This window comes from Micromonospora sp. NPDC005194 (assembly GCF_040608335.1).
Classification (GTDB): Bacteria; Actinomycetota; Actinomycetes; order Mycobacteriales; family Micromonosporaceae; genus Micromonospora.
Genome location: NZ_JBEXIA010000035.1, coordinates 33,764 through 53,082 on the forward strand (window position 1 = coordinate 33,764; position 19,319 = coordinate 53,082).

Below are 19,319 nucleotides of genomic sequence, written 5' to 3' on the forward strand. Positions count from 1 at the left end.
CGGACGGCGGAGATGGCCCCCGCACGGCCGAGTATCCGCCGCCGCAGTCCACACTGGTGCCGGTGTCGCCACACCCATGACCGTGCGCCGTGGCGGTTCGTTGCTTATCCGCCGCCCTTCGGTGTGGTGGCCGGGGCGAGGGCGTAGCCGTCGTCGCGGCGCACCACCATGGACAGCTCCTCCAGCAGCGACAGCTTGCGCAGCGCGGTACGCACGTTCACGCCGGCGCGGGCGGCGAGCGCGTCCACTCCCCGTACGCCCCGTCGGGGCAACGCCTCCAGCAGCGACCGGGCGTCGTCGTCCAACGCGTCGGTCGGCCGCTGCGGGCCACGGGCCAGCGGGGCCAGGTCCGCGCCGACCCGGCCCACCTCCTCGAGCACGTGCGCCACCCCGGTGACCAGCCGCACCTCGGAGCACTCGCGGAGCAACTCGTGTGCGCCGACGGACATCGCCGAGGTCACCGGCCCGGGCACGACCATCGCGACCCGTCCGGTGTGGATGGCCCGTCGGGCGGTCTGCGTCGCGCCGCTGCGCGCCGACGCCTCCACCACGACGGTGCCGAGGGTGCCCCCGGCGATGACCCGGTTGCGGATCAGGAACCGGGGGCGTAGCGGCTCGGCGCCGGGTGGCCACTCGCTGACCAGCAGCCCCGTGTCGGCGATCCGGTCGAAGAGCGCGGTGTTGCCCATGGGATACGGCCGGTCCACCCCGCAGGCCAGCACCGCGACGGTCAACCCGCCCGCGTTGAGGGCACCCCGGTGGGCTGCCGCGTCGATGCCGAACGCGCCGCCGGAGACCACGGTCCAGTCCCGCTCGGCCAGCCCGTACCCCAGTTCCGTGGCGACGTGCTGGCCGTAACCGGTGGCCGCCCGCGCGCCGACCACCGCCACCGAGCGCTCCAGCGCCTCGCCCAGCGGCCAGGCTCCGCGTACCCAGAAGCAGAGCGGCGGCGCGGTTTCACCGTCCACCCGGCGGGTGGCGTCCGGCAGCCGGAGCGTTTTCAGGCCGGCCACCCGGGCCGGCCACTCCGCGTCGTCGGGGGTGACCAGGCGGGCACCGAGCCGGTCGGCCCGCTCCAACGCCTCGGCGGCGACCGCCCGTGCGTCACCGGCGGCCGACCGGGCCGCCACCGTGCTGTGCAGCCAGCCGTCGGGGCTGCCGCCGTCGAGCAACAGATCCAGTGTGGCCACCGGACCGAGTCGGTCGACCAGCTGGTACACCGCCCGGGTGCCCGGCTCGGCCAACCAGGTCAGCGCCACCCGGGCCAGTCTGCTCTCCTCGTCGGCGCTCATGCCGCCTCCCCTGTCCGTAGTTGGATCGCCTCTCGTACGTCGTCGCGGTCCGGCCGGTCCCGGCCGTCCAGGTCCGCGATGGTCCAGGCCATCCGGATCACCCGGTCGAAGCCCCGTGCCGAGAGCGAGCCGGAGTCGAGTCGGCCGCGCAGCTCGGCGGTGACCAGCGCCGGTAGCCGCCACGGCGGGCGGCGCAGGAGCGGGCCGTCCACCTCGGCGTTGAGTCGCCGCCCGAGGCTGGCCCAGCGGTTGGCCGCCGCGCGGCGGGCCGCCGCGACCCGGGCGGCGACCGTGGCCGAGGACTCGGCGTCGCCGACGGACGCCATCAGCTCCGCCGCCCGTACGGGCATCAGCCGCACCTGCACGTCGATCCGGTCGAGCAGCGGCCCGGAGAGCCGGCCCAGGTAGCGACGGCGGACCAGCGGCGAGCACTCGCAGTACGCGTCGCCGGACGGCTTCGCGCACGGGCACGGATTGGCGGCCAGCACCAGTTGGGTCCGGGCCGGGTACTCGGTGCCGCCCCCGCTGCGGCTCAGCTGGATGCGGCCGTGCTCCAGTGGCTGGCGCAGCGCCTCCAGCGCGCCCTTGCTGAACTCCGGCGCCTCGTCCAGGAAGAGCACCCCGCGGTGGGCCAGCGACACCGCGCCGGGGCGGGCCAGCCCGGAACCGCCGCCGACGAGGGACGGGATCGTGGCCGTGTGGTGCGGTGCCTGGAACGGCGGGCGGCGCAGCAGTTGACCACCCGGTGGCAGGAGCCCGGCGACCGAGTGCAGTGCGGTCACCTCCAGCGCCGCGTCGTCGTCCAGCTCGGGCAGGAGTGACGGCAGCCGCTCGGCCAGCATCGTCTTGCCGGCGCCTGGAGGGCCGAGCAGCGCGATGTGGTGCCCGCCCGCCGCGGCGACCTCCAGCGCCCGCCGGCCCAGCTCCTGCCCGGCGACCTCGGCGAGGTCGGGGCCGCCGGGAACCGGTGCCGGGGCGTCCGGCGGTGGTTCGATCAGCGGGCTGCCGTCGCGCACGAAGGCGACCAGCCGGTGCAGCGTGTCCACCGCCCGCACCCGTACGCCGGGGATGACCGCGGCCTCGGCGGCGTTGCCGGTCGGCACGATGACCCGTTCGACGCCGGCCCTGGCCGCGGCGGCGACCATCGGCAGCACCCCGCGCACCGGCCGGACCGTCCCGTCCAGTCCCAACTCGCCGAGGACCACGACCCCCTCCAGCGGAAGCAGCGGTAGCTCACCCGAGCCGCCCAGCAGCGCGGCGGCGATGGCCAGATCGAACGCCGAGCCGAACTTCGGCAGCGTGGCCGGCAGCAGGTTCAGCGTGATCCGCCGGTTCGGCCAGCGTTGGCCGGAATTGACCACGGCGGCCCGGACCCGGTCGCGGGCCTCGTGCAGGGCCGTGTCCGGCAGGCCGGAGATCACCACGGCCGGTAGTCCGGCGGCCAGGTCCGCCTCGACCTCGACGAGGTGGCCGGTGACGCCGACCAGCCCCACGCAGAGCACCTTCGCGTAGCTCATGACGCGTCACCGATCCGTCGGCGGCGCATCTCAGAACGCGCCCTTGAGGTGATCGACCTGCGCGGGACCGGCGGCGGGCAGTCGTACTGACAGCACGTCGAACCGCACCTCGTCGGCGCTCGTGCCGGTCTCGGCGAGCCAGATCGCGGCGAGCCCGCGCAGGCGACGGGCCTTGGCCGGTACGACAGCCTCGGCCGGTGTGCCGAACACGTCCCCCCGACGCGTCTTCACCTCGCAGAACGCGAGCACCGGCCCGTCCCAGGCGATGATGTCGATCTCGCCTTGCGGGCAGCGCCAGTTCCGGACGATCGGGCGTAGCCCTGCCTCGCTCAGGTGCCGGGCGGCGCACCGCTCGCCGTACGCGCCGACCGCCTGGTTCCGCTTCGTCATGGCCGCGACGGTGCCCGTCCGAGGGCGGGCGTCGCGACCCCACGACGGCCCGGCTGTGGACGACGGGTGTCCTGTGGACAACCGGACGATCAAGCCCGGGCTGTGCTATGCGGCGACCCCGACCCGGACGCCGTGCCGCACGCCTCCCCGCTGATCGCTGGCGGCCGGCCGGGCCGAAATGGCGCGGGCGTGGCCGGTCGCATACGGTGCCTGACGTGGACGGACGACGGAGCTTTCCGGAAGATCAGGAGTCGCGCTGGTATCCCGACGAGCGGGGTCGCGGTTACGGCGATTCCGAGTGGCGCGGTGCGGGTGAGCCGCGATACCGGGACAGCGAGATCCCCGAGCAGCGCGGCGGCGAAGACGGTCGATCCGTCGAGGACACCGGCGTCGGCCGACGCCGGGAGCCGGATTCGACGCGCTTCGGCGCAACCCCGGAGCTGGGCTCGGGCCGATTCGGCGCGGTGGACGCGGGCCGCTTCGGTGGCCCGCCCGAGTCGGACTCGGGCCGTCTGAGCGCGGTGGACGCAGGCCGCTTCGGCGCCCCGCCCGAGTCGGACTCGGGCCGTCTGAGCGCGGTGGACGCGGGCCGGTTCGGTGGCCCGCCCGAGTCGGACTCCGGGCGGTTCGGCGCCGTCGACGCCCAAGCGGGGATGTTCGGCAGCGGCGAGGCCGACTCTGGACGCTTCGGCGCGGTCGACCCGCTGGGTGACGCGCGTACGGACGGGGACGGTTACCGGGCGACCCGCTCGCGCAGGGCGGATCGGGACCCCTCGGAGATCTCCGGGGAGCTGCCCGGCCGCCGAGCCGCCCGAGAGTCGCTGAGCCCCGCCGCGCCGGAGGTGGCGCGAGACGCCACGCCGGAGGCCGCCCGAGACGCCGGGTCAGCGGCCGGCAGAGATGTCGGGCCAGCGGCTGGTGTGCTCGCCGACCAGGCTCGGCCCGCCCCGCTCGCCGGATATCCGATCATCGAGCCGAACCGGGGCGGCGGGGAGCAGCCGCACCCGCTGGAGATGCCGACCGGCCCGATGCCGGGGATCGGCCCGCGGCCCGACCTGCCCGCCGGCGAGCCGCCGGTTTACCCCCAGCCGGCAGACGGTGTCTACCGGACCCGTCGCCCGGCGTTGGCCGCGCTCTTCGCCCTGCTGGCGTTGATCTTCGAGGTCCCCGCGCTGCGGGTGTTGCTGGCGGGCGTGACCGGCGACCCGCTGGACGCCGGCAACGTCGTGGTGGGCATCTGCCTGGTCGCCGCGCTGCCGATCTTCGCATCGGGACTGTACGGGCTCAAAACCGGCGGAATGGCGCTCTCCGACAGCGGACGGGGCTGGCTGCGCCCTCCCACGGCGTACCTGACCGTCGGCCTGGTGCTCTTCGTCGCCGCCGCCCTCGCCGCCGGCTGATCCCCGCCCGGCCGCCCCGCCCGGCCGCCCCGCCCGGCCGCCCCGCCCGGCAGCCCGCCCACGCGCACCCGGGGGCCGTCGGGCGGGGGAGGGGCGTACACTGGCCAACTGGCGACCGCCTCGCGCGGTCGACCTCGCGCGCCCTCTTCACGAATCGTCGTGAAGCGACGGCCTCCCTGGTCCCGATCTTGATCGGGCCCACCATGGGCCGGCGACCAGGCGCCAGGACGCCCGACCACCGGCCGGGCGTGACAACCAGGGATCTTGAGGAGTACCCCAACCATGGCCGTCGTGACCATGCGTCAGCTGCTGGAGAGCGGTGTCCACTTCGGACACCAGACCCGGCGCTGGAACCCGAAGATGAAGCGCTTCATCATGACCGAGCGCAACGGCATCTACATCATCGACCTGCGCCAGACTCTCGACTACATCGAGAAGGCGTACGAGTTCGTGCGTGGGACCGTCGCCGAGGGTGGCAGCATCCTCTTCGTCGGCACCAAGAAGCAGGCCCAGGAGGCCATCGCCGAGCAGGCGACCCGGGTCGGTCAGCCGTACGTCAACCACCGCTGGCTCGGTGGCATGCTGACCAACTTCCAGACGGTGTACAAGCGGCTCCAGCGGATGAAGGAGCTGGAGGGCCTGGGTGACCTCAGCGGCACCGCCGCCGGTTACACCAAGAAGGAGACCCTGCAGCTCTCCCGCGAGAAGATCAAGCTGACCCGCACGCTGGGTGGTCTGCGGGACATGCAGAAGCTGCCGGCCGCGGTCTGGATCGTCGACACCAAGAAGGAGCACATCGCCGTCGACGAGGCCCGCAAGCTGGGCATCCCGGTGATCGCCGTTCTCGACACCAACTGCGACCCGGACGAGGTCGACTTCCCGATCCCGGGCAACGACGACGCCATCCGCTCCGCCGAGCTGCTGACCCGGGTGGTCGCGGCCGCCGTCGCGGACGGTCTGATCGCGCGTTCCGGTCGTCGCCGGGGCGGGGACGAGAAGCCCGAGGGTGTCGCGAGCGACGAGCCGCTGGCCGAGTGGGAGCGCGAGCTGCTGGAGCCGAAGAAGGCCGACGAGTCGGCCGCCCCGGCCGAGCAGCCCGCCGCTGCCGCCGCCGAGCAGCCCGCCGCTGCCGCCGCCGAGCAGCCCGCTGCGGAGCAGCCGGCGCAGGCCGCCACCGAGCAGCCGGCGGCCGCCACCGCGGAGTGACCCGCACCGTCGCTGCCCGTCCGTCCGTTTTCCGAAGACGGCGGGCAGCGGCGGTACGCCGGGCACGATCCGCCCGGATCCGGGTAACCGGCACCTCTGACCATCCACACGCCGTCTCAACACCGAAGAGAGAGCCATGTCCCAAATCACCGCCGCGGACGTCAAGAAGCTCCGCGACCTCACCGGCGCCGGCATGATGGACAGCAAGAAGGCGCTGACCGAGGCCGAGGGCGACTTCGACAAGGCCATCGAGATCCTGCGCGTCAAGGGCGCCAAGGACGTCGGCAAGCGGGCCGGCCGTACGGCCGCCAACGGCCTGGTCGCCCACTCCGGCAAGGCGCTGCTCGAGCTCAACTGCGAGACCGACTTCGTCGCCAAGACCGAGTCGTTCATCGCGCTGGCCCAGCAGCTGGTGGAGCACGGCGAGCGTTCCGGCGTGAACAACGCCGAGGAGCTGCTCGCCTCCGAGCTGGACGGCAAGGTCGTCGCGGACCTGGTCCAGGAGCAGTCCGCCAAGATCGGCGAGAAGCTGGTGCTCAACCGGTTCGCCAAGGTCGAGGGCACCACCGCGGTCTACCTGCACCGCAAGGCGCAGGACCTGCCGCCGGCCGTCGGCGTGCTGGTGTCGTACACCGGCAAGTCGGACGAGGCGGGCGACGCTGACGCCCGTGGTGTCGCGATGCAGATCGCCGCGATGCGGCCGAAGTACCTCACCCGGGACGAGGTTCCGGCCGAGGTCGTCGAGTCCGAGCGGCGCATCGCCGAGCAGACCGCCCGCGAGGAGAACAAGCCCGAGGCGGCCCTGCCGAAGATCGTCGAGGGTCGGGTGAACTCCTTCTTCAAGGACTACGTCCTGATCGAGCAGTCGTCCGTGGCTGACAACAAGAAGACGGTGAAGCAGGTGCTGGCCGAGGCCGGCATCGAGGTCACCCGCTTCGTGCGGTTCGAGGTCGGCCAGGCCTGAGCCGCCACCGGGCGCCGCGCGCGCCCGTGGGCGCAAGACGTCGACGAGGAGGCCGCCGGTGTACGTGACAGGCACCGCGGCCTCCTCGTCACATAGGGTCGGCAGCGGCAGGTTCGCGGTAACGCGTCGCGCGGGGCGTGCGCGTGGGGGAAGGCGGGGCGGATGACGCAGGTTGTGAGTGACCGGACGCTGGCGGTGGACGATCCGACGGCGCCGCCGCCGGGACGGGCCCGCCGGGTGGTGCTGAAGCTCTCCGGTGAGGTGTTCGGTGGCGGCGCGATAGGCGTCGACCCGGACGTCGTCCAGGCCATCGCCCGACAGATCGCCACCGTGGTCCGCCGCGGCGTACAGGTCTCCGTCGTGGTTGGCGGCGGCAACTTCTTCCGCGGGGCGGAGCTGCAGAAGCGCGGCATGGACCGGGCCCGCGCCGACTACATGGGCATGCTCGGCACCGTGATGAACTGCCTCGCCCTTCAGGACTTCCTGGAGAAGGAGGGCATCGAGACCCGGGTGCAGAGCGCGATCACGATGGCCCAGGTCGCCGAGCCGTACATCCCGCTGCGGGCGATCCGGCACCTGGAGAAGGGCCGCGTGGTCATCTTCGGCGCCGGCGCCGGGATGCCGTACTTCTCCACCGACACGGTGGCCGCCCAGCGGGCGCTGGAGATCCGGGCCGACGTGGTGCTGATGAGCAAGAACGGCGTGGACGGCGTCTACACCGCCGACCCCCGGATCGACCCCACCGCCAGCAAGCTCGACTCGATCACCTTCTCCGAGGTGCTGCGCCGCAACCTGCGGGTGGCCGACGCGGCGGCGTTCAGCCTCTGCATGGAGAACGGCCTGCCGATGCTGGTCTTCGGCGCGCAGGGTGACGACACCATCATCCGCGCGGTGGGTGGCGAAAAGATCGGCACCCTGATCACCGCCTGAGCCCCGCCGGTGGCGACGGCAGCAGCGGTCTGACGACTTTCAGCAAGGCCCACGACGAGCACAGAAGGAGGCGAGGAGACCGGTGATCGACGACACCCTCCTCGAGGCCGAGGAGAAGATGGAGCGTGCGGTTGAGCACGCCAAGGAGGAGTTCGGCGCCATCCGTACCGGTCGCGCCAACGCCGCCATGTTCTCCAAGGTCATCATCGACTACTACGGCACGCCCACGCCGCTGACGCAGATGGCGTCCATCGCGGTTCCCGAGCCGCGGATGGCCATCATCAAGCCGTACGACAACTCGCAGATCAACGCGATGGAGAAGGCGATCCGCGACTCGGACCTCGGGGTGAACCCGAACAACGAGGGCAACCAGCTGCGCATCCTGCTCCCACAGATGACCGAGGAGCGCCGCCGCGACATGATCAAGGTGGCCCGGCACAAGGGCGAGGAGGCCAAGGTGGCCATCCGCAACGTCCGCCGCCGCGCCAAGGAGGAGCTGGACCGGATCGTCAAGGACGGCGAGGCCGGCGAGGACGACGGTCGCCGCGCCGAGAAGGAACTGGACGACCTGACGCAGCGCTACGTCGCCAGCATCGACGACCTGGTCAAGCACAAGGAGACCGAGCTGCTGGAGGTCTGAGGCCCGACCCGGCGTCCGCCGGGTGAGCAGCCGACGTGAGGCCCGCCCCCGATCCGGGGACGGGCCTCGTGCCGTCTGCGCGTCAGCGGGGGATCCGGACGGTACGGGTCGTCTCGGTCAGGGTCGTTCCGACGTACGCGTCGTGCAGCTCGAAGCGCACGGTGGCCCGACCCGGGTGCAGCACCGGGCCGCCCCGGTAGAAGCCCATCGAGATGCTGGCGGTGCCACCGTCGCAGACGATCTCGCCGGCGCCGAGGCCGCCGGTGGCCCAGTAGGTCGGCAGGCCGTCCTGGGTCAGCGACGCCGACAGGAAGTACACGCCGGTCGGGCAGTTGCGCACCTCCCCCCGGGCGGTGGCGGCCGGGAACGCCGGCCCGGTGCCGTCGGGACTCCCGTCGTACAGGTAGATCTCGCTGGTGCGGTGGTCGATCCTGATGCTGGCGTTCCGCGTCGCCGCGGTGGCCGGTGGAGCCGCCGTCAGGACGAGGGCGACCATCGTCAGCACCGCCAGGCTGATTCTGCGCACGAACGTTCCTCCCCGCTGCTGTGGTGGAAACCGCCGGCGGACGCCAGCACACCGACAGCCGACCACCGACGGGTAGCGCGGGTCATCCCCTGTTCGCCCGGATGCTCGGTCGGATAGGCGTCGATGCACCGCGGGTGCTCGTGCTCACGGCGGGCGCGGTTCTCGGGCCGGCCGTGCGGCCGCCGCCGTCGTGGCAGCGCGGCGACTCGCCGGATCTCGCCCACCGCGACCCCCGGAGGGGCCCCGGCGGTCAGGGGCGCCATCGTCCGCCTCGCCCCGGCGGCGGGTGCAGTAGGCTCGGCAGGATTCCCGGCCACCGGGCGGTGCACACCGGGAATCGACCGACCGTCGGGGCGGTCGAGCCGGAGGAACACAGTCGCGCGTGTAGGGGATGCTTGTGGTCTTGCGTCATGTGGTGGTACTCGTGCCGCGTCGCGGTGCGTGATGTCCCACCCCGACCCCTACACCGACGAGCCGCGCGGCTGGGACCGGCCCGAGCGCCCGGTGGCCCTGCCCTGGCCCGAGCAGGAGCTTGAGGCGGGCCAGTGGAGCCGCCGTCCGGCCGCCGGGCCCGAGTTGTACGCCGAGCCCCGCAGCCGCCCGTACGCCGATCCGTACCCGGCAGACCCGTACCCCGCGGACCCGTACGACGAGCGCGGCCGGACGGTCCGCCCGGACGACCGGGACCGCTTCGACGACCGGGACCGGCGCGACCGTTTCGACGACCGGGACCGCTACGACGACGGCAACCAGGCCGACCGGTACGACGACCGGGGTCGCCCCGGCCGCTACGGCGACCGCCCGCCAGCGGGTGACGCTTCGCCACGTTATGCCGACCCCGGCGCCGGCCAGCGTTACGACGACCGTGACGCGCCGTCCCGCTTCGACGACCGTGACGCGCCGTCCCGCTTCGACGACGATGCGGGTTACCCGACCGCGCAGCTCGCGCCCATCGGCGCCGAGATCCTGCCGGACGACGATCCGGTGACCGAGCCGGAGCCGCCGAGCGGCCGGCGGCCGAAAGGCCGGCGACGGGCCAGCCTCGACCGGCCGGCGACCCAGCAGGTGGGCACCGGGCGGGCCGGCCGGAACCTGCCGGCGGCGATCGGGGTCGGGCTCGGCCTCGGCGCGCTGATCGTGGTTCCGCTGGTCTTCTACCCGCTGGCGTTCCTGCCGGTGATCGCCGCCGCCATCGCGGTCGGCATCTGGGAGATGGCCCGCGCGGTCCGCCGCAGCGGCGCCCACCCGCCGCTGGTGCCGCTGCTCGCCGGTGGCGTGCTGACCATCGGGCTGGCGTGGTTCGCCGGCCCGGACGCGCTCAGCCTGGGCCTGCTGGTCACCGTGCTGGGCACGATGGTCTGGCGGTTGGGCGACGGCCCGGCCGGCTTCCAGCGGGATCTCACCGCGGCCACCCTGATCGCGGTCTACGTGCCGTTCCTCGGCGGTTTCGCGGCGTTGCTGGCGGCGGCCCCCGACGACGGCCGGCTGCGCATCCTGGCCACGCTGATCGCGGTGGTCCTCTCCGACACCGGCGGGTACGCGGCCGGCGTCTCCTTCGGCCGCCACCCGATGGCCCCGTCGATCAGCCCCAAGAAGTCCTGGGAGGGCTTTGCCGGCTCGGTCACCGCGGCGGCGCTGGGCAGTGCGCTGCTGCTGTGGCTGATGTTCGACGTGGCCCCCTGGTGGGGTGCCGTGTTCGGGGTGGCCGTCTCCTGTGCGGCGGTCCTCGGCGATCTCGCCGAATCGATGATCAAGCGGGACCTCGGCGTCAAGGACATGAGCAACCTGCTGCCCGGGCACGGTGGCCTGATGGACCGGCTGGACTCGATCCTGTTCGCGGTGCCGACCGCGTACCTGCTGTTGGCGATCTTCGTGCCGACGGTGGGGTGAGGCATGGATCACCGTGGCCCGAGCGTTCGCGACCGCCGGCCGGGAGCGGTTCCACACCTCCGGAGGGGTGCCCGGCGCCGGAGGCGTGACACACTGGACCAGCCATGACGAGCCTGCCGTTGATCCCCGCCATCTCGGAAGCCCCCGCCGCACGCCGGGCCTCCATGCCGCCGCAGCACCTCGCCGACCTGGATCTGGCCGGCCGCCAGGCGCTGGTCGCCGGGTTGGGTGAGCCCGCGTTCCGTGCCAAGCAGATCTCCAACCACTACTTCGGGCGGCTGGTTCGCGACCCGCAGGCGATGACCGATCTCCCGGCGGCGACGCGTGAGCGGCTGGCCGACCAGTTGCTGCCCACGCTGCTCAATCCGGTGCGCGAGCTGGCCTGTGACGACGGCGCGACCCGCAAGGCGCTCTGGAAGCTGCACGACGGCGCGCTGGTGGAGAGCGTGCTGATGGGCTACCCGGACCGCGTCACGGTCTGCATCTCCAGCCAGGCGGGCTGCGGCATGGCCTGCCCGTTCTGCGCCACCGGCCAGGCCGGGTTGACCCGCAACCTGTCCACGGCGGAGATCGTCGACCAGGCGGTCTACCTGGCCGGGGTGGCGGCCTCGGGCGCGGTCGCCGGCTCACCGCCGCGGCTGTCGCACGTCGTGTTCATGGGCATGGGCGAGCCGCTGGCCAACTACAACCGGGTCATCGCGGCGATCCGTCGGCTGGTCAGCCCCGCTCCGGAGGGCCTGGGCCTCTCCCAGCGGCACATCACCGTTTCCACGGTCGGCCTGGTTCCGGCCATCCGCCGACTGGCCAGCGAAGACCTCTCTGTGACCCTTGCGTTGTCGCTGCACGCGCCCGATGATGATCTGCGCGACGAACTCGTGCCGGTAAACCAGCGCTGGAAGGTAGCCGAGGTGCTGGACGCAGCGTGGGACTACGCCGCCCGGACGGGCCGTCGCGTGTCCATCGAATACGCAATGATCAAGGACGTGAACGACCAGCCGTGGCGAGCTGACCTGCTCGGGCGGCTGTTGGCCGGCAAGTTGGCGCATGTGAACCTCATCCCGCTCAATCCGACGCCGGGCAGCCGCTGGGACGCGAGCCCGAAGCCGGTCGAGCGGGAGTTCGTCCGGCGCTTGCGTGACGCGGGAGTCTCCACCACCGTACGGGACACCCGGGGTCGCGAGATCGACGGCGCGTGTGGCCAGCTCGCCGCCGCCGAGGACACCGACACCTTCACCGACCGCGCCGGAGAGGCACCGGCGTGACCGGGCGTGGCGAACGAGACCAGGAGACATAGTGGCGAGTCAGGGTCAGCGTTTCCGGCGCAAGGCGCTCCGCCGGGGATACAAGGTCGACGAGGTGGATGCCTTCCTCGACCGGGTCGAGGCGACGCTCGACGGCCGGCAGGTGGGTGCGCCGGTGGCCTCCCAGGAGGTCCACGACGTCGTCTTCCGGGTCCGGTTCAACGGCTACGACGAGTGGCAGGTCGACCTGCACCTGGACCGGGTCGAGCGACAGCTGGCCGAGCTGGAGGAGCGCACGAGCGCCGGGCGCGGCGGCGACCCTCGGATGGGTGACCGGTTGGGCCCTCCGGATCGGATGGGCCCGCCGCTGCGCGACGACCGTGGGGGCATGGTTCCGCAGCCGATGCCGCCCCGGCCGATGCCCGCGCAGGCCGGTCCGCCGGCCGACCGCTACGGCCGGTACGACGAGCCCACCGGCGCCTTCGCCGGCGGGTACGACGCCCCCCGCGGCGGCTACGACGCGCAGCGCGGCCCCGGCGGCCCCGGCCCGATGGGGCCCGGTGGTCCGATGGGTGGCCACGGCGTCCCGCCGCGCGGTCTGCCCGCCGGTCCGGGGGCCTACGGTCCGCCGGACGAGCAGCGCATGCCCGGTGGCTACGGTCCGCCCGACGACCAGCGTGGGCCCGGTGGCTACGGCCCGCCCGACGACCAGCGTGGGCCCGGTGGCTACGGCCCGCCCGACGACCAGCGTGGGCCCGGTGGCGGCTATCCGCCGGAGGAGCCCCGCTTCGACGGCTTCGAGGCCGGTCGGCACGGTCGCGCCGACATGACCGCCGAGATCCGGATGCCCGAACGGGATCTGCGCGACATGCGCCGTGGCCCGGCCGGCCCGCCCCCGATGCCGCAGCAGGGCCTCGGTGGCCCGCCGATGGCGGGTCCGCCCGCCGTGGCCGGCCCGCCGATGGGTGGCCCGCCGATGGCCGGGCCGCCGATGGGTGGCCCGCCGATGGCCGGCCCTCCCGGCAGCGACCTGTACCGGGTCGACCAGATCCGCCGCAGCTTCCAGGTGCGCCGGTTCGGCAGCGGGTACGACCCGGACCAGGTGGACCGGTTCTTCGAGACCCTGCTCGGCGGCATGCAGCGCCGCAACCCGATGCCGGTCGACCCGAAGGATCTGGACACGCTCCGGTTCGGCCTGGTGCCCGGCGGCTACTTCGAGGCCGAGGTCGACGCCGCGCTCAAGGACGTGCAGGACATCCTCTTCGGGCGCTGACCCCGACACGTACGCGAACGAGGGCCCGTCCCCGGGTGGGGGGCGGGCCCTCGGCGTACGTCGGCCGGTCGTCCGGCGGCCGGTCGGGTCAGGAGCGCAGGCCGTTGCGCCGCAGCACAGCGTCGCCGATCACGATGACCAGCAGCAGCGCGGCCAGGCCGACCAGCCAGATGTCCTCGACCCTGCCCTCGTGGTTGCCGCAGAACGCCATGACGACCAGCGCCAGCGCGGACAGCACGGCGCCGATGCGCCCCGACTTGCGGTGCCCGGGCTTGTGCTGGTCCGGCGACGTTACCGGCTCGCTTCCTGCCACTGTCGGTCCTTCCCTCGCGATCGGATCTTTGGTTAGTCTGGCACGCCTCCCGCACGGGGCGGCGCGGTGGGGGTTTCCCCGCCTTCTGGCCCTGCCCGCCCAGGCCGGACGGCACTACGGGCGTCGCGGGGTGGCGGTCAGACTCCCTCCGGTAGCGTTTGGCGTACACCTGATTGTCTGTTTGAGGGGGACTGTGCGGTGCGAGTGACCGGAACCGGGCACGCCAGCATGCGGATCGACACGGCCGCGGGCAGCATCCTGTGCGACCCGTGGGTCAACCCGGCCTACTTCGCCTCGTGGTTTCCCTTCCCGGACAATTCCCTGCTCGACTGGGAGACGCTGGGCCAGGTCGACTACCTGTACGTCTCCCATCTGCACCGGGACCACTTCGACGCGAAGCACCTGCGGGACTTCGTCTCGAAGGACGCCACCGTCCTGCTCCCCGAGTTCCCCACCTCGGAGATGGAGGACGAGTTCCGGGCGCTGGGCTTCACGAAGTTCCTCAAGGCGCCCAACGAGCAGGTCGTGGAGCTGGACGGCGGCCTGAAGATCATGATCCAGGCGCTGACCAGCCCCACCGACGGCCCGATCGGTGACTCCTCGCTCTGGGTCGAGTACGACGGTGTGCGGCTGCTCAACCAGAACGACGCCCGCCCCACCGACCTGAGCGTCTTCGCCGAGCTGGGGCACGTGCACGCGCACCTGCTCCAGTTCTCCGGGGCGATCTGGTACCCGATGGTCTACGAGCTGCCGCAGGCGGCGAAGACCGCGTTCGGCAAGCAGAAGCGCGACCGGCAGTTCGACCGGACGTGGCGCTACATCGACGACCTGAAGGCCGACCACGTCTTCCCGATCGCCGGCCCGCCGTGCTTCCTCGACGACGCGCTGTGGCAGTTCAACGACATCCACGGCGACGAGGGCAACATCTTCCCGGACCAGTCGGTCTTCCTGAGCGAGTACGCGAAGGTCGGCGGCACCAACGGCATCGTGCTGCTGCCGGGCAGCGTCGCCGAGGTCACCACCGAGGGCGCGAGCACCACCCACCCGGTGCCGGTGGAGGAGTTCTTCGCGAACAAGGTCGCCCACCTGGAGGAGATGCGCGAGCGCAAGCGCCCGATCATCGAGGCGGAGAAGGCGTCCTGGCGGCACCCCGAGGTGGACGTGCTCGGCGAGATGAAGCGCCGCATCGAGCCGCTGCTCGACGAGTCGATCTACCTGGCCAAGGGGGTCGGCGGCCCGGTCCGCTTCGACCTGGTGGGCACCGACGACTCGGGCGGGGAGACCATTGAATCCATCGTGGTGGACTTCCCGGGCAAGGAGGTCCGGCCGTACGCGGATGAGAAGGTCCGCTACCGCTTCCGGACCGAGCGGTCGCTGATCGAGCACCTGCTCTTCATCGACGAGGTGGACTGGGTCAACTCGCTCTTCCTGTCCTGCCGGTTCTCGGCGGCCCGGATCGGCCAGTACAACGAGTTCGTCTACGCGTTCTTCAAGTGCCTCTCCGAGGAGCGCCTCCAGTACGCCGAGGGTTGGTACGACGAGCACGAGCGCAGCACCGACGCCGAGGACATCACGCTTGGCGACTGGGTGGTGCAGCGGCGCTGCCCGCACCTGAAGGCGGACCTGACCCGGTTCGGCATCGTCGAGGGTGACCAGCTGACCTGCCAGCTGCACGGTTGGCGCTTCGATCTGCCCAGCGGCCGCTGCCTGACCAGCGTCGGCCACAAGGTCCGCGCCCACCGCGTCGACGCGGAGACCCCGGCCCCGGCGGGCGAAGCCCTGAGCTGACCCCCCTCCCCGCGATCTTGCACTTCCCGCGGCAGCAAAGTTCGGCAATCGCCCCGGAACGGCGACCGGAAGCGCAAGATCGCGGGGAGGGGTGCGCGAGCGACGCACCACCGGGAGCGGGGCAGGCGTGGCGGGGGCGGACGCGCAGGAGGAGGAGTACCGGTACGAACGCGGCCGGGAGAAGGCCCGGGACGCCGCCCGGGTGGAGACGTTCAGCGACGGCGTCTTCGCGGTCGTCCTGACGGTGATGGCCGTCGAGCTGCTCCAGACCGGCCCCGCCAGGGACAGTGGACGAGAGGTTCCGGACGCCCTGGCCCACGCCTGGCCGTCCTACCTGGCGTATGTGATCACCTTCGCGCTCGCCGGGCAGGTCTGGCTCGCCCACCACAACCTGTGGCGGTACGTGGTCCGGGTCGATCAGATGCTGCTGGTCTTCAACCTCGGCGTCCTGCTCTTCATCGCCACCCTCCCGTTCACCGCCGACCTGCTGTCGGACAACCTGCGGGGTGGGGCGACCGAGCAGCGACTGACCGCCGCCCTGTACCTCGGCACCGTGCTCGGTGAGGCGATCTTCGTCAACCTGAGCTGGTGGTGGGCCCGCAGGCGCGGGCTGCTGAACCCCGACCTGGATCCCCGGCTGGCCCGGGCGATCGCACGTCGGGTGCTGCTCAAGCCCCTGCTCTACCTCGTCGCCTTCGCCGTCGTCTTCATCGACCCCATCCTGAGCCTCTGCGCGTACCTCCTGCTGGTCGGCTACTACCTGATCGGCGGCCCGGGTGACCTCCGGCCGTCCGCCGGACCGAGCGGGGACCGGTCAGCGCCCTAGGTCGGCGAGGATGCGTCGGGCGGCGTTGTGGCCGGCGGCGCCGATGACGCTGCCCGCCGGGTGGCAGCCGGCGCTGCCCGCGTACACGCCGTCGATGCCGGTGGCGTACGGCATGCGGTCGGTGAACGAGACGGTGTTGTCGACGTGGTGGATGTGACCGCCGGTGATGCCGAAGTGCTTCTCGATGCCCGGCGGGGGCAGCGGCACCGCGTCGGCGATCAGGTCGGCGGTGCCCGGCGCGTACCGCTCGACGATCTCGACGAGCCGGTCGACGTAGCCGGGCAGCTCCGCGTCCCAGCTGGTGCCGGCCAGCTCGTAGGGGACCGACTGGACGAACAGCGCCGACGAGTGGTGCCCGGCGGCGTCGGAGAGCGACGGGTCGACTGTGGTGTGCAGGTACCACTCGATGGTCGGCTCCGCCGGCAGCCGCCCGGCCTGCACGTCCGCCCACATGTCCCGCAGCGCGGTCATCGGCGAGGTGGCGTCGCCGCCGACCAGCGACGCGGACCCGGGCAGCAGGTGGATGGTCGAGCCGAACGGGCTCGGCGTACCCGCCGGCAGGCAGGAGAACTGCGGCAGGCCGGTGAGCGCCAGGTTGAGCTTGAGGGTGGTGCCGGGGCGGCGGACCGCCGCCATCCGTTCGCCGAGTCGCGCCGGGAGCGCGCCGTCGGGCACCAGGTCCATCAGCCGGTACGGGTCACACGCGCCGAGCACCACCCGGGCGGCGACCTCTCGACCGTCGGCCAGCACGACTCCGCTGGCCGCGCCGCCGTCGAGGGTCACCGCGCGCACCGGCGTACCGGTCGCGATGGTGGCTCCGGCGGCGCGCGCGGCGTCGGCGAACGTGCGGGAGACGGTGCCCATCCCGCCCTCGGCGATCATCCAGGTGCCGCCCGAGCCGGGCAGCCGGCACATGTTGTGCACGAGGAAGTTGTGGCCGGTGCCGGGGTCGTCCGGGCCGGCGTTGAGGCCGGAGAGCCCGTCGGTGACCGCGTACATGCTGACCAGCAGTTCGGAGCGGAACTCGAACCGGGCCAGGTAGTCCGCGACCGAGCCCCGGACGAGGTCGACGAAGACCTGCCGCAGCGCCGGGCGGACGTGCCGCTCGGCGGTCTCCTCGGCGGTCAGCGGCTCGGCCAGCCAGGCCGGGGCGAGGTCCTCGCGCAGCGCGGCCAGCTCGGCCTGCATGGCGTCGTCGGCGGCCACGTCGGCGGGGGAGAAGAACTCGGCGAGCTGTGCCCGGGTGGCGGCGGTGTCGCTGCCGAAGAGCAGGTACGGCGAGCCGAGGCCGCCGGGCGTGGGCAGGAAGTAGTGCGGGTCGCGGCGCAGCACCGGGATCCGCACGTCGAGGGTGGCGAGCAGCTCCGGCGGCATGAGCCCGAGCAGGTACGACCCGGTGGAGTGGCGCAGCCCCGGCACCTTCGGGAACGGGTTCTCGGTGCGGGTGGCGCCGCCGATCACGTCGGCCGCCTCCAGCACCAGGACGTCCAGGCCGGCGCGGGCCAGCAGGATGGCGGAGACCAGACCGTTGTGCCCGGCACCGACGATCACGACGTCGGTCCGGCCGGGAAGTTCACTGCTCATGCCGCCGCAGCCTAGCCCCACCACCCCGCCGGGTCAGCCCACCCCGCGTTGCGAAGGGGTGCGTTGGGCGCGCCAGCGGGAGAGGGCCAGCGTGGCGGAATAGCCGGCCAGGACGATCACGTGGAACAGGTACAGCCACAGGAGCACGGCCACGCCGGCGCCGATCTCGTCGAAGCCGCCGAACGGCGCTCCCAGATCCAGCGGCAGGGACGCGAAGAGCACGAAGCCGTGCAGGAACCCGGAGAGGTTCGCCGCGGTGAACGACCCGACAACGAGGGTGGAGAGCCAGTCCGGCGATGCTGGCCCCACCACCCGGAACACCCACACCAGCACCGGTGTGAGCACCAGCCACACCGCCAGGAACGACAGCACCACGCCCAGAGCGCCGACCCAGCCGCCCTGGGTGACCAGGTGGGTGGTGAGCGGGAGCGCCAGCAGGATCGACAGCAGCAGCGCGGGCGCCGGTGCGAGCAACGGCAGCAGCAGCAGCCGACCTCGCCAACCGACCAGGTGCTCGTCGCTGCGCGGAGCCGCCACCGACACGAACGCCCGGCGCAGCCCCTCGCCGTACAGCGACGCGGGCAGCAGCGACGCAAGGGCCAGCACCGGGGTCAACTCCACCCCGGCGTCGACCAGCGCGGCCACCGCCCGGGGCGCGCCGATCGCCGTCGGCAGGGCCTCCACGGCGTACGACGTGAGCCGGCGTACCCGATCGGCTCCCGCGATCAGCGAGGTGAGCCAGAGGGCCAGCAGCGCCACCGGGACCACGGCGATCGCCCCGTAGAAGGTGATCGCGGCGGCGTGCAGCGACAGGTCCCGCCCGCGCACCGGACGGAACGCGGCACTGGTGATCCGCTTCGCGCGCTGCCATCCGTTGCCCACCGGGTTTTCCTTCCCTGTCCTCGGTGCGGTCACTCCTTAAGATCGCCGGTCATGACTGTTCTCACCACCGAACGTCTCATCCTGCGCGATTGGACCGACGATCCGGCCGATCTGGCCCGCATCTACGACATCTACTCCCGCAGCGAGATCACCCGCTGGCTGGGCATGGCACCCGGGCTGCCGCTGACCGATCCGGCGCAGGCCGCCGAGCGGTTGCGACTCTGGCGGGACCGGCACGCGGCCGACCGCGGCCGGTACGGCACGTGGGCGATCGAGGTGCGCGACAGCGGGCTGGTGGCGGGCACGGTGCTGCTCAAGCCGCTCCCGGGGCGGGACGAGACGCGCCGTACGTCAGACATCGAGGTGGGTTGGCACCTGCACCCGGATTCCTGGGGTCACGGCTACGCCACCGAGGCGGCGCGTGCCGTCGTGGCGCGGGAGTTCGCCGCCGGCACCCCGGAGATCTACGCGGTGGTGTCGCCGGGCAACGAGCCGTCGATGGCGGTCTGCCGGCGACTCGGCATGGCGCACGTGGGGCAGCGCACCGACTGGTACGGCGGAGAGCTGTTGGAGACCTTCGTCCTGGCGGCACCAGATACCTGACCGGGCAGGCAAGCCCGTCAATAGTCACAGCGGTCGAAGTGTTGACGCTCCCGT

18 protein-coding genes are annotated in these 19,319 nt (G+C 72.6%); 11 read left to right on the top strand and 7 right to left on the bottom strand.

The genetic code is table 11. The annotated features are described in order from the left end of the window. Nucleotides 1-104 precede the first annotated feature (104 nt). The 3 genes from dprA to ABZU53_RS25235 are packed head-to-tail and all read right to left on the bottom strand — an operon-like array spanning nucleotide 105 to nucleotide 3,199. A complete protein-coding gene (gene dprA, locus ABZU53_RS25225) occupies nucleotides 105-1,292 on the bottom strand; it encodes a DNA-processing protein DprA (protein ID WP_355067869.1) in 1,188 nt (395 codons plus the stop codon). After that, on the bottom strand, nucleotides 1,289-2,809 hold the full coding sequence (locus ABZU53_RS25230; RefSeq protein ID WP_355067871.1) for a YifB family Mg chelatase-like AAA ATPase: 1,521 nt from the start codon (nucleotides 2,807-2,809) through the stop codon (nucleotides 1,289-1,291). Before ABZU53_RS25230 ends, dprA begins: the two co-directional genes overlap by 4 nt. A gap of 30 nt (nucleotides 2,810-2,839) precedes the next feature. Then, nucleotides 2,840-3,199: a YraN family protein gene (locus ABZU53_RS25235; RefSeq protein ID WP_354856371.1), complete on the bottom strand. Its 360-nt coding sequence runs from the start codon at nucleotides 3,197-3,199 to the stop codon at nucleotides 2,840-2,842. Between the two features lie 215 nt (nucleotides 3,200-3,414). Here ABZU53_RS25235 and ABZU53_RS25240 point away from each other — a divergent pair, with 215 nt between their 5' ends. From ABZU53_RS25240 to frr, 5 genes are all read left to right on the top strand, one after another. Beyond that, a complete protein-coding gene (locus tag ABZU53_RS25240) occupies nucleotides 3,415-4,599 on the top strand; it encodes a hypothetical protein (protein WP_355067873.1) in 1,185 nt (394 codons plus the stop codon). A 282-nt stretch (nucleotides 4,600-4,881) separates the two neighbouring features. Beyond that, on the top strand, nucleotides 4,882-5,805 hold the full coding sequence (rpsB, locus tag ABZU53_RS25245) for a 30S ribosomal protein S2 (RefSeq protein WP_355067874.1): 924 nt from the start codon (nucleotides 4,882-4,884) through the stop codon (nucleotides 5,803-5,805). Between the two features lie 136 nt (nucleotides 5,806-5,941). Next, nucleotides 5,942-6,769 (top strand): translation elongation factor Ts, encoded by an 828-nt coding sequence (tsf, locus tag ABZU53_RS25250; protein WP_354856366.1) that lies wholly within the window; start codon nucleotides 5,942-5,944, stop codon nucleotides 6,767-6,769. Between the two features lie 162 nt (nucleotides 6,770-6,931). After that, nucleotides 6,932-7,699, top strand: coding sequence for a UMP kinase (pyrH, locus tag ABZU53_RS25255; RefSeq protein ID WP_354856364.1), 768 nt, complete (start codon nucleotides 6,932-6,934; stop codon nucleotides 7,697-7,699). An 82-nt stretch (nucleotides 7,700-7,781) separates the two neighbouring features. Beyond that, nucleotides 7,782-8,339: a ribosome recycling factor gene (frr, locus tag ABZU53_RS25260; protein ID WP_354856362.1), complete on the top strand. Its 558-nt coding sequence runs from the start codon at nucleotides 7,782-7,784 to the stop codon at nucleotides 8,337-8,339. 82 nt (nucleotides 8,340-8,421) lie between these two features. Here the strand turns inward: frr and ABZU53_RS25265 are convergent, their stop codons facing one another. Beyond that, the gene (locus ABZU53_RS25265) at nucleotides 8,422-8,865 is read right to left on the bottom strand and encodes a hypothetical protein (protein WP_355067876.1); all 444 of its coding nucleotides are present in this window, start codon (nucleotides 8,863-8,865) and stop codon (nucleotides 8,422-8,424) included. A 444-nt stretch (nucleotides 8,866-9,309) separates the two neighbouring features. Between ABZU53_RS25265 and ABZU53_RS25270 the strand changes: the two genes are divergently transcribed. From ABZU53_RS25270 to ABZU53_RS25280, 3 genes are all read left to right on the top strand, one after another. Further along, nucleotides 9,310-10,755, top strand: a complete 1,446-nt coding sequence (locus tag ABZU53_RS25270) for a phosphatidate cytidylyltransferase (protein WP_355067877.1) — start codon at nucleotides 9,310-9,312, stop codon at nucleotides 10,753-10,755. Nucleotides 10,756-10,859: 104 nt separating this feature from the next. Further along, nucleotides 10,860-12,017: a 23S rRNA (adenine(2503)-C(2))-methyltransferase RlmN gene (gene rlmN, locus ABZU53_RS25275; RefSeq protein ID WP_354856357.1), complete on the top strand. Its 1,158-nt coding sequence runs from the start codon at nucleotides 10,860-10,862 to the stop codon at nucleotides 12,015-12,017. Nucleotides 12,018-12,048: 31 nt separating this feature from the next. Beyond that, the gene (locus tag ABZU53_RS25280; RefSeq protein WP_355067878.1) at nucleotides 12,049-13,269 is read left to right on the top strand and encodes a DivIVA domain-containing protein; all 1,221 of its coding nucleotides are present in this window, start codon (nucleotides 12,049-12,051) and stop codon (nucleotides 13,267-13,269) included. 88 nt (nucleotides 13,270-13,357) lie between these two features. Here ABZU53_RS25280 and ABZU53_RS25285 read toward each other — a convergent pair whose 3' ends face one another. Continuing rightward, nucleotides 13,358-13,582 carry a DUF2631 domain-containing protein gene (locus tag ABZU53_RS25285; RefSeq protein WP_007456591.1) on the bottom strand — a complete coding sequence of 75 codons (225 nt, stop codon included), beginning with the start codon at nucleotides 13,580-13,582 and terminating at the stop codon, nucleotides 13,358-13,360. A gap of 198 nt (nucleotides 13,583-13,780) precedes the next feature. On the opposite strand from ABZU53_RS25285, the gene ABZU53_RS25290 reads away from it, so the two are divergent. Both ABZU53_RS25290 and ABZU53_RS25295 read left to right on the top strand, forming a co-directional pair. Beyond that, nucleotides 13,781-15,370, top strand: a complete 1,590-nt coding sequence (locus ABZU53_RS25290; RefSeq protein ID WP_355067880.1) for a Rieske 2Fe-2S domain-containing protein — start codon at nucleotides 13,781-13,783, stop codon at nucleotides 15,368-15,370. Between the two features lie 127 nt (nucleotides 15,371-15,497). Beyond that, the gene (locus tag ABZU53_RS25295) at nucleotides 15,498-16,196 is read left to right on the top strand and encodes a TMEM175 family protein (RefSeq protein WP_354856352.1); all 699 of its coding nucleotides are present in this window, start codon (nucleotides 15,498-15,500) and stop codon (nucleotides 16,194-16,196) included. Here the strand turns inward: ABZU53_RS25295 and ABZU53_RS25300 are convergent. Continuing rightward, nucleotides 16,185-17,780 carry an NAD(P)/FAD-dependent oxidoreductase gene (locus ABZU53_RS25300; RefSeq protein WP_354856351.1) on the bottom strand — a complete coding sequence of 532 codons (1,596 nt, stop codon included), beginning with the start codon at nucleotides 17,778-17,780 and terminating at the stop codon, nucleotides 16,185-16,187. The two genes, ABZU53_RS25295 and ABZU53_RS25300, sit on opposite strands and share 12 nt — an antisense overlap. 33 nt (nucleotides 17,781-17,813) lie before the next feature. Further along, on the bottom strand, nucleotides 17,814-18,662 hold the full coding sequence (locus ABZU53_RS25305; protein ID WP_354856349.1) for a YhjD/YihY/BrkB family envelope integrity protein: 849 nt from the start codon (nucleotides 18,660-18,662) through the stop codon (nucleotides 17,814-17,816). A 51-nt stretch (nucleotides 18,663-18,713) separates the two neighbouring features. On the opposite strand from ABZU53_RS25305, the gene ABZU53_RS25310 reads away from it, so the two are divergent. After that, entirely contained in the window at nucleotides 18,714-19,265 is a 552-nt protein-coding gene (locus ABZU53_RS25310; protein WP_354856347.1) for a GNAT family N-acetyltransferase, read from the top strand. Nucleotides 19,266-19,319 lie beyond the last annotated feature (54 nt).

Coding starts and splice junctions, on each gene's coding strand:
- ABZU53_RS25230 (WP_355067871.1), bottom strand. CDS start 2,809: ATGAGCTACGCGAAGGTGCTCTGCGTGGGGCTGGTCGGCGTCACCGGC.
- ABZU53_RS25300 (WP_354856351.1), bottom strand. CDS start 17,780: ATGAGCAGTGAACTTCCCGGCCGGACCGACGTCGTGATCGTCGGTGCC.
- tsf (WP_354856366.1), top strand. CDS start 5,942: ATGTCCCAAATCACCGCCGCGGACGTCAAGAAGCTCCGCGACCTCACC.
- ABZU53_RS25270 (WP_355067877.1), top strand. CDS start 9,310: ATGTCCCACCCCGACCCCTACACCGACGAGCCGCGCGGCTGGGACCGG.
- ABZU53_RS25235 (WP_354856371.1), bottom strand. CDS start 3,199: ATGACGAAGCGGAACCAGGCGGTCGGCGCGTACGGCGAGCGGTGCGCC.
- pyrH (WP_354856364.1), top strand. CDS start 6,932: ATGACGCAGGTTGTGAGTGACCGGACGCTGGCGGTGGACGATCCGACG.
- rlmN (WP_354856357.1), top strand. CDS start 10,860: ATGACGAGCCTGCCGTTGATCCCCGCCATCTCGGAAGCCCCCGCCGCA.
- rpsB (WP_355067874.1), top strand. CDS start 4,882: ATGGCCGTCGTGACCATGCGTCAGCTGCTGGAGAGCGGTGTCCACTTC.
- dprA (WP_355067869.1), bottom strand. CDS start 1,292: ATGAGCGCCGACGAGGAGAGCAGACTGGCCCGGGTGGCGCTGACCTGG.
- ABZU53_RS25310 (WP_354856347.1), top strand. CDS start 18,714: ATGACTGTTCTCACCACCGAACGTCTCATCCTGCGCGATTGGACCGAC.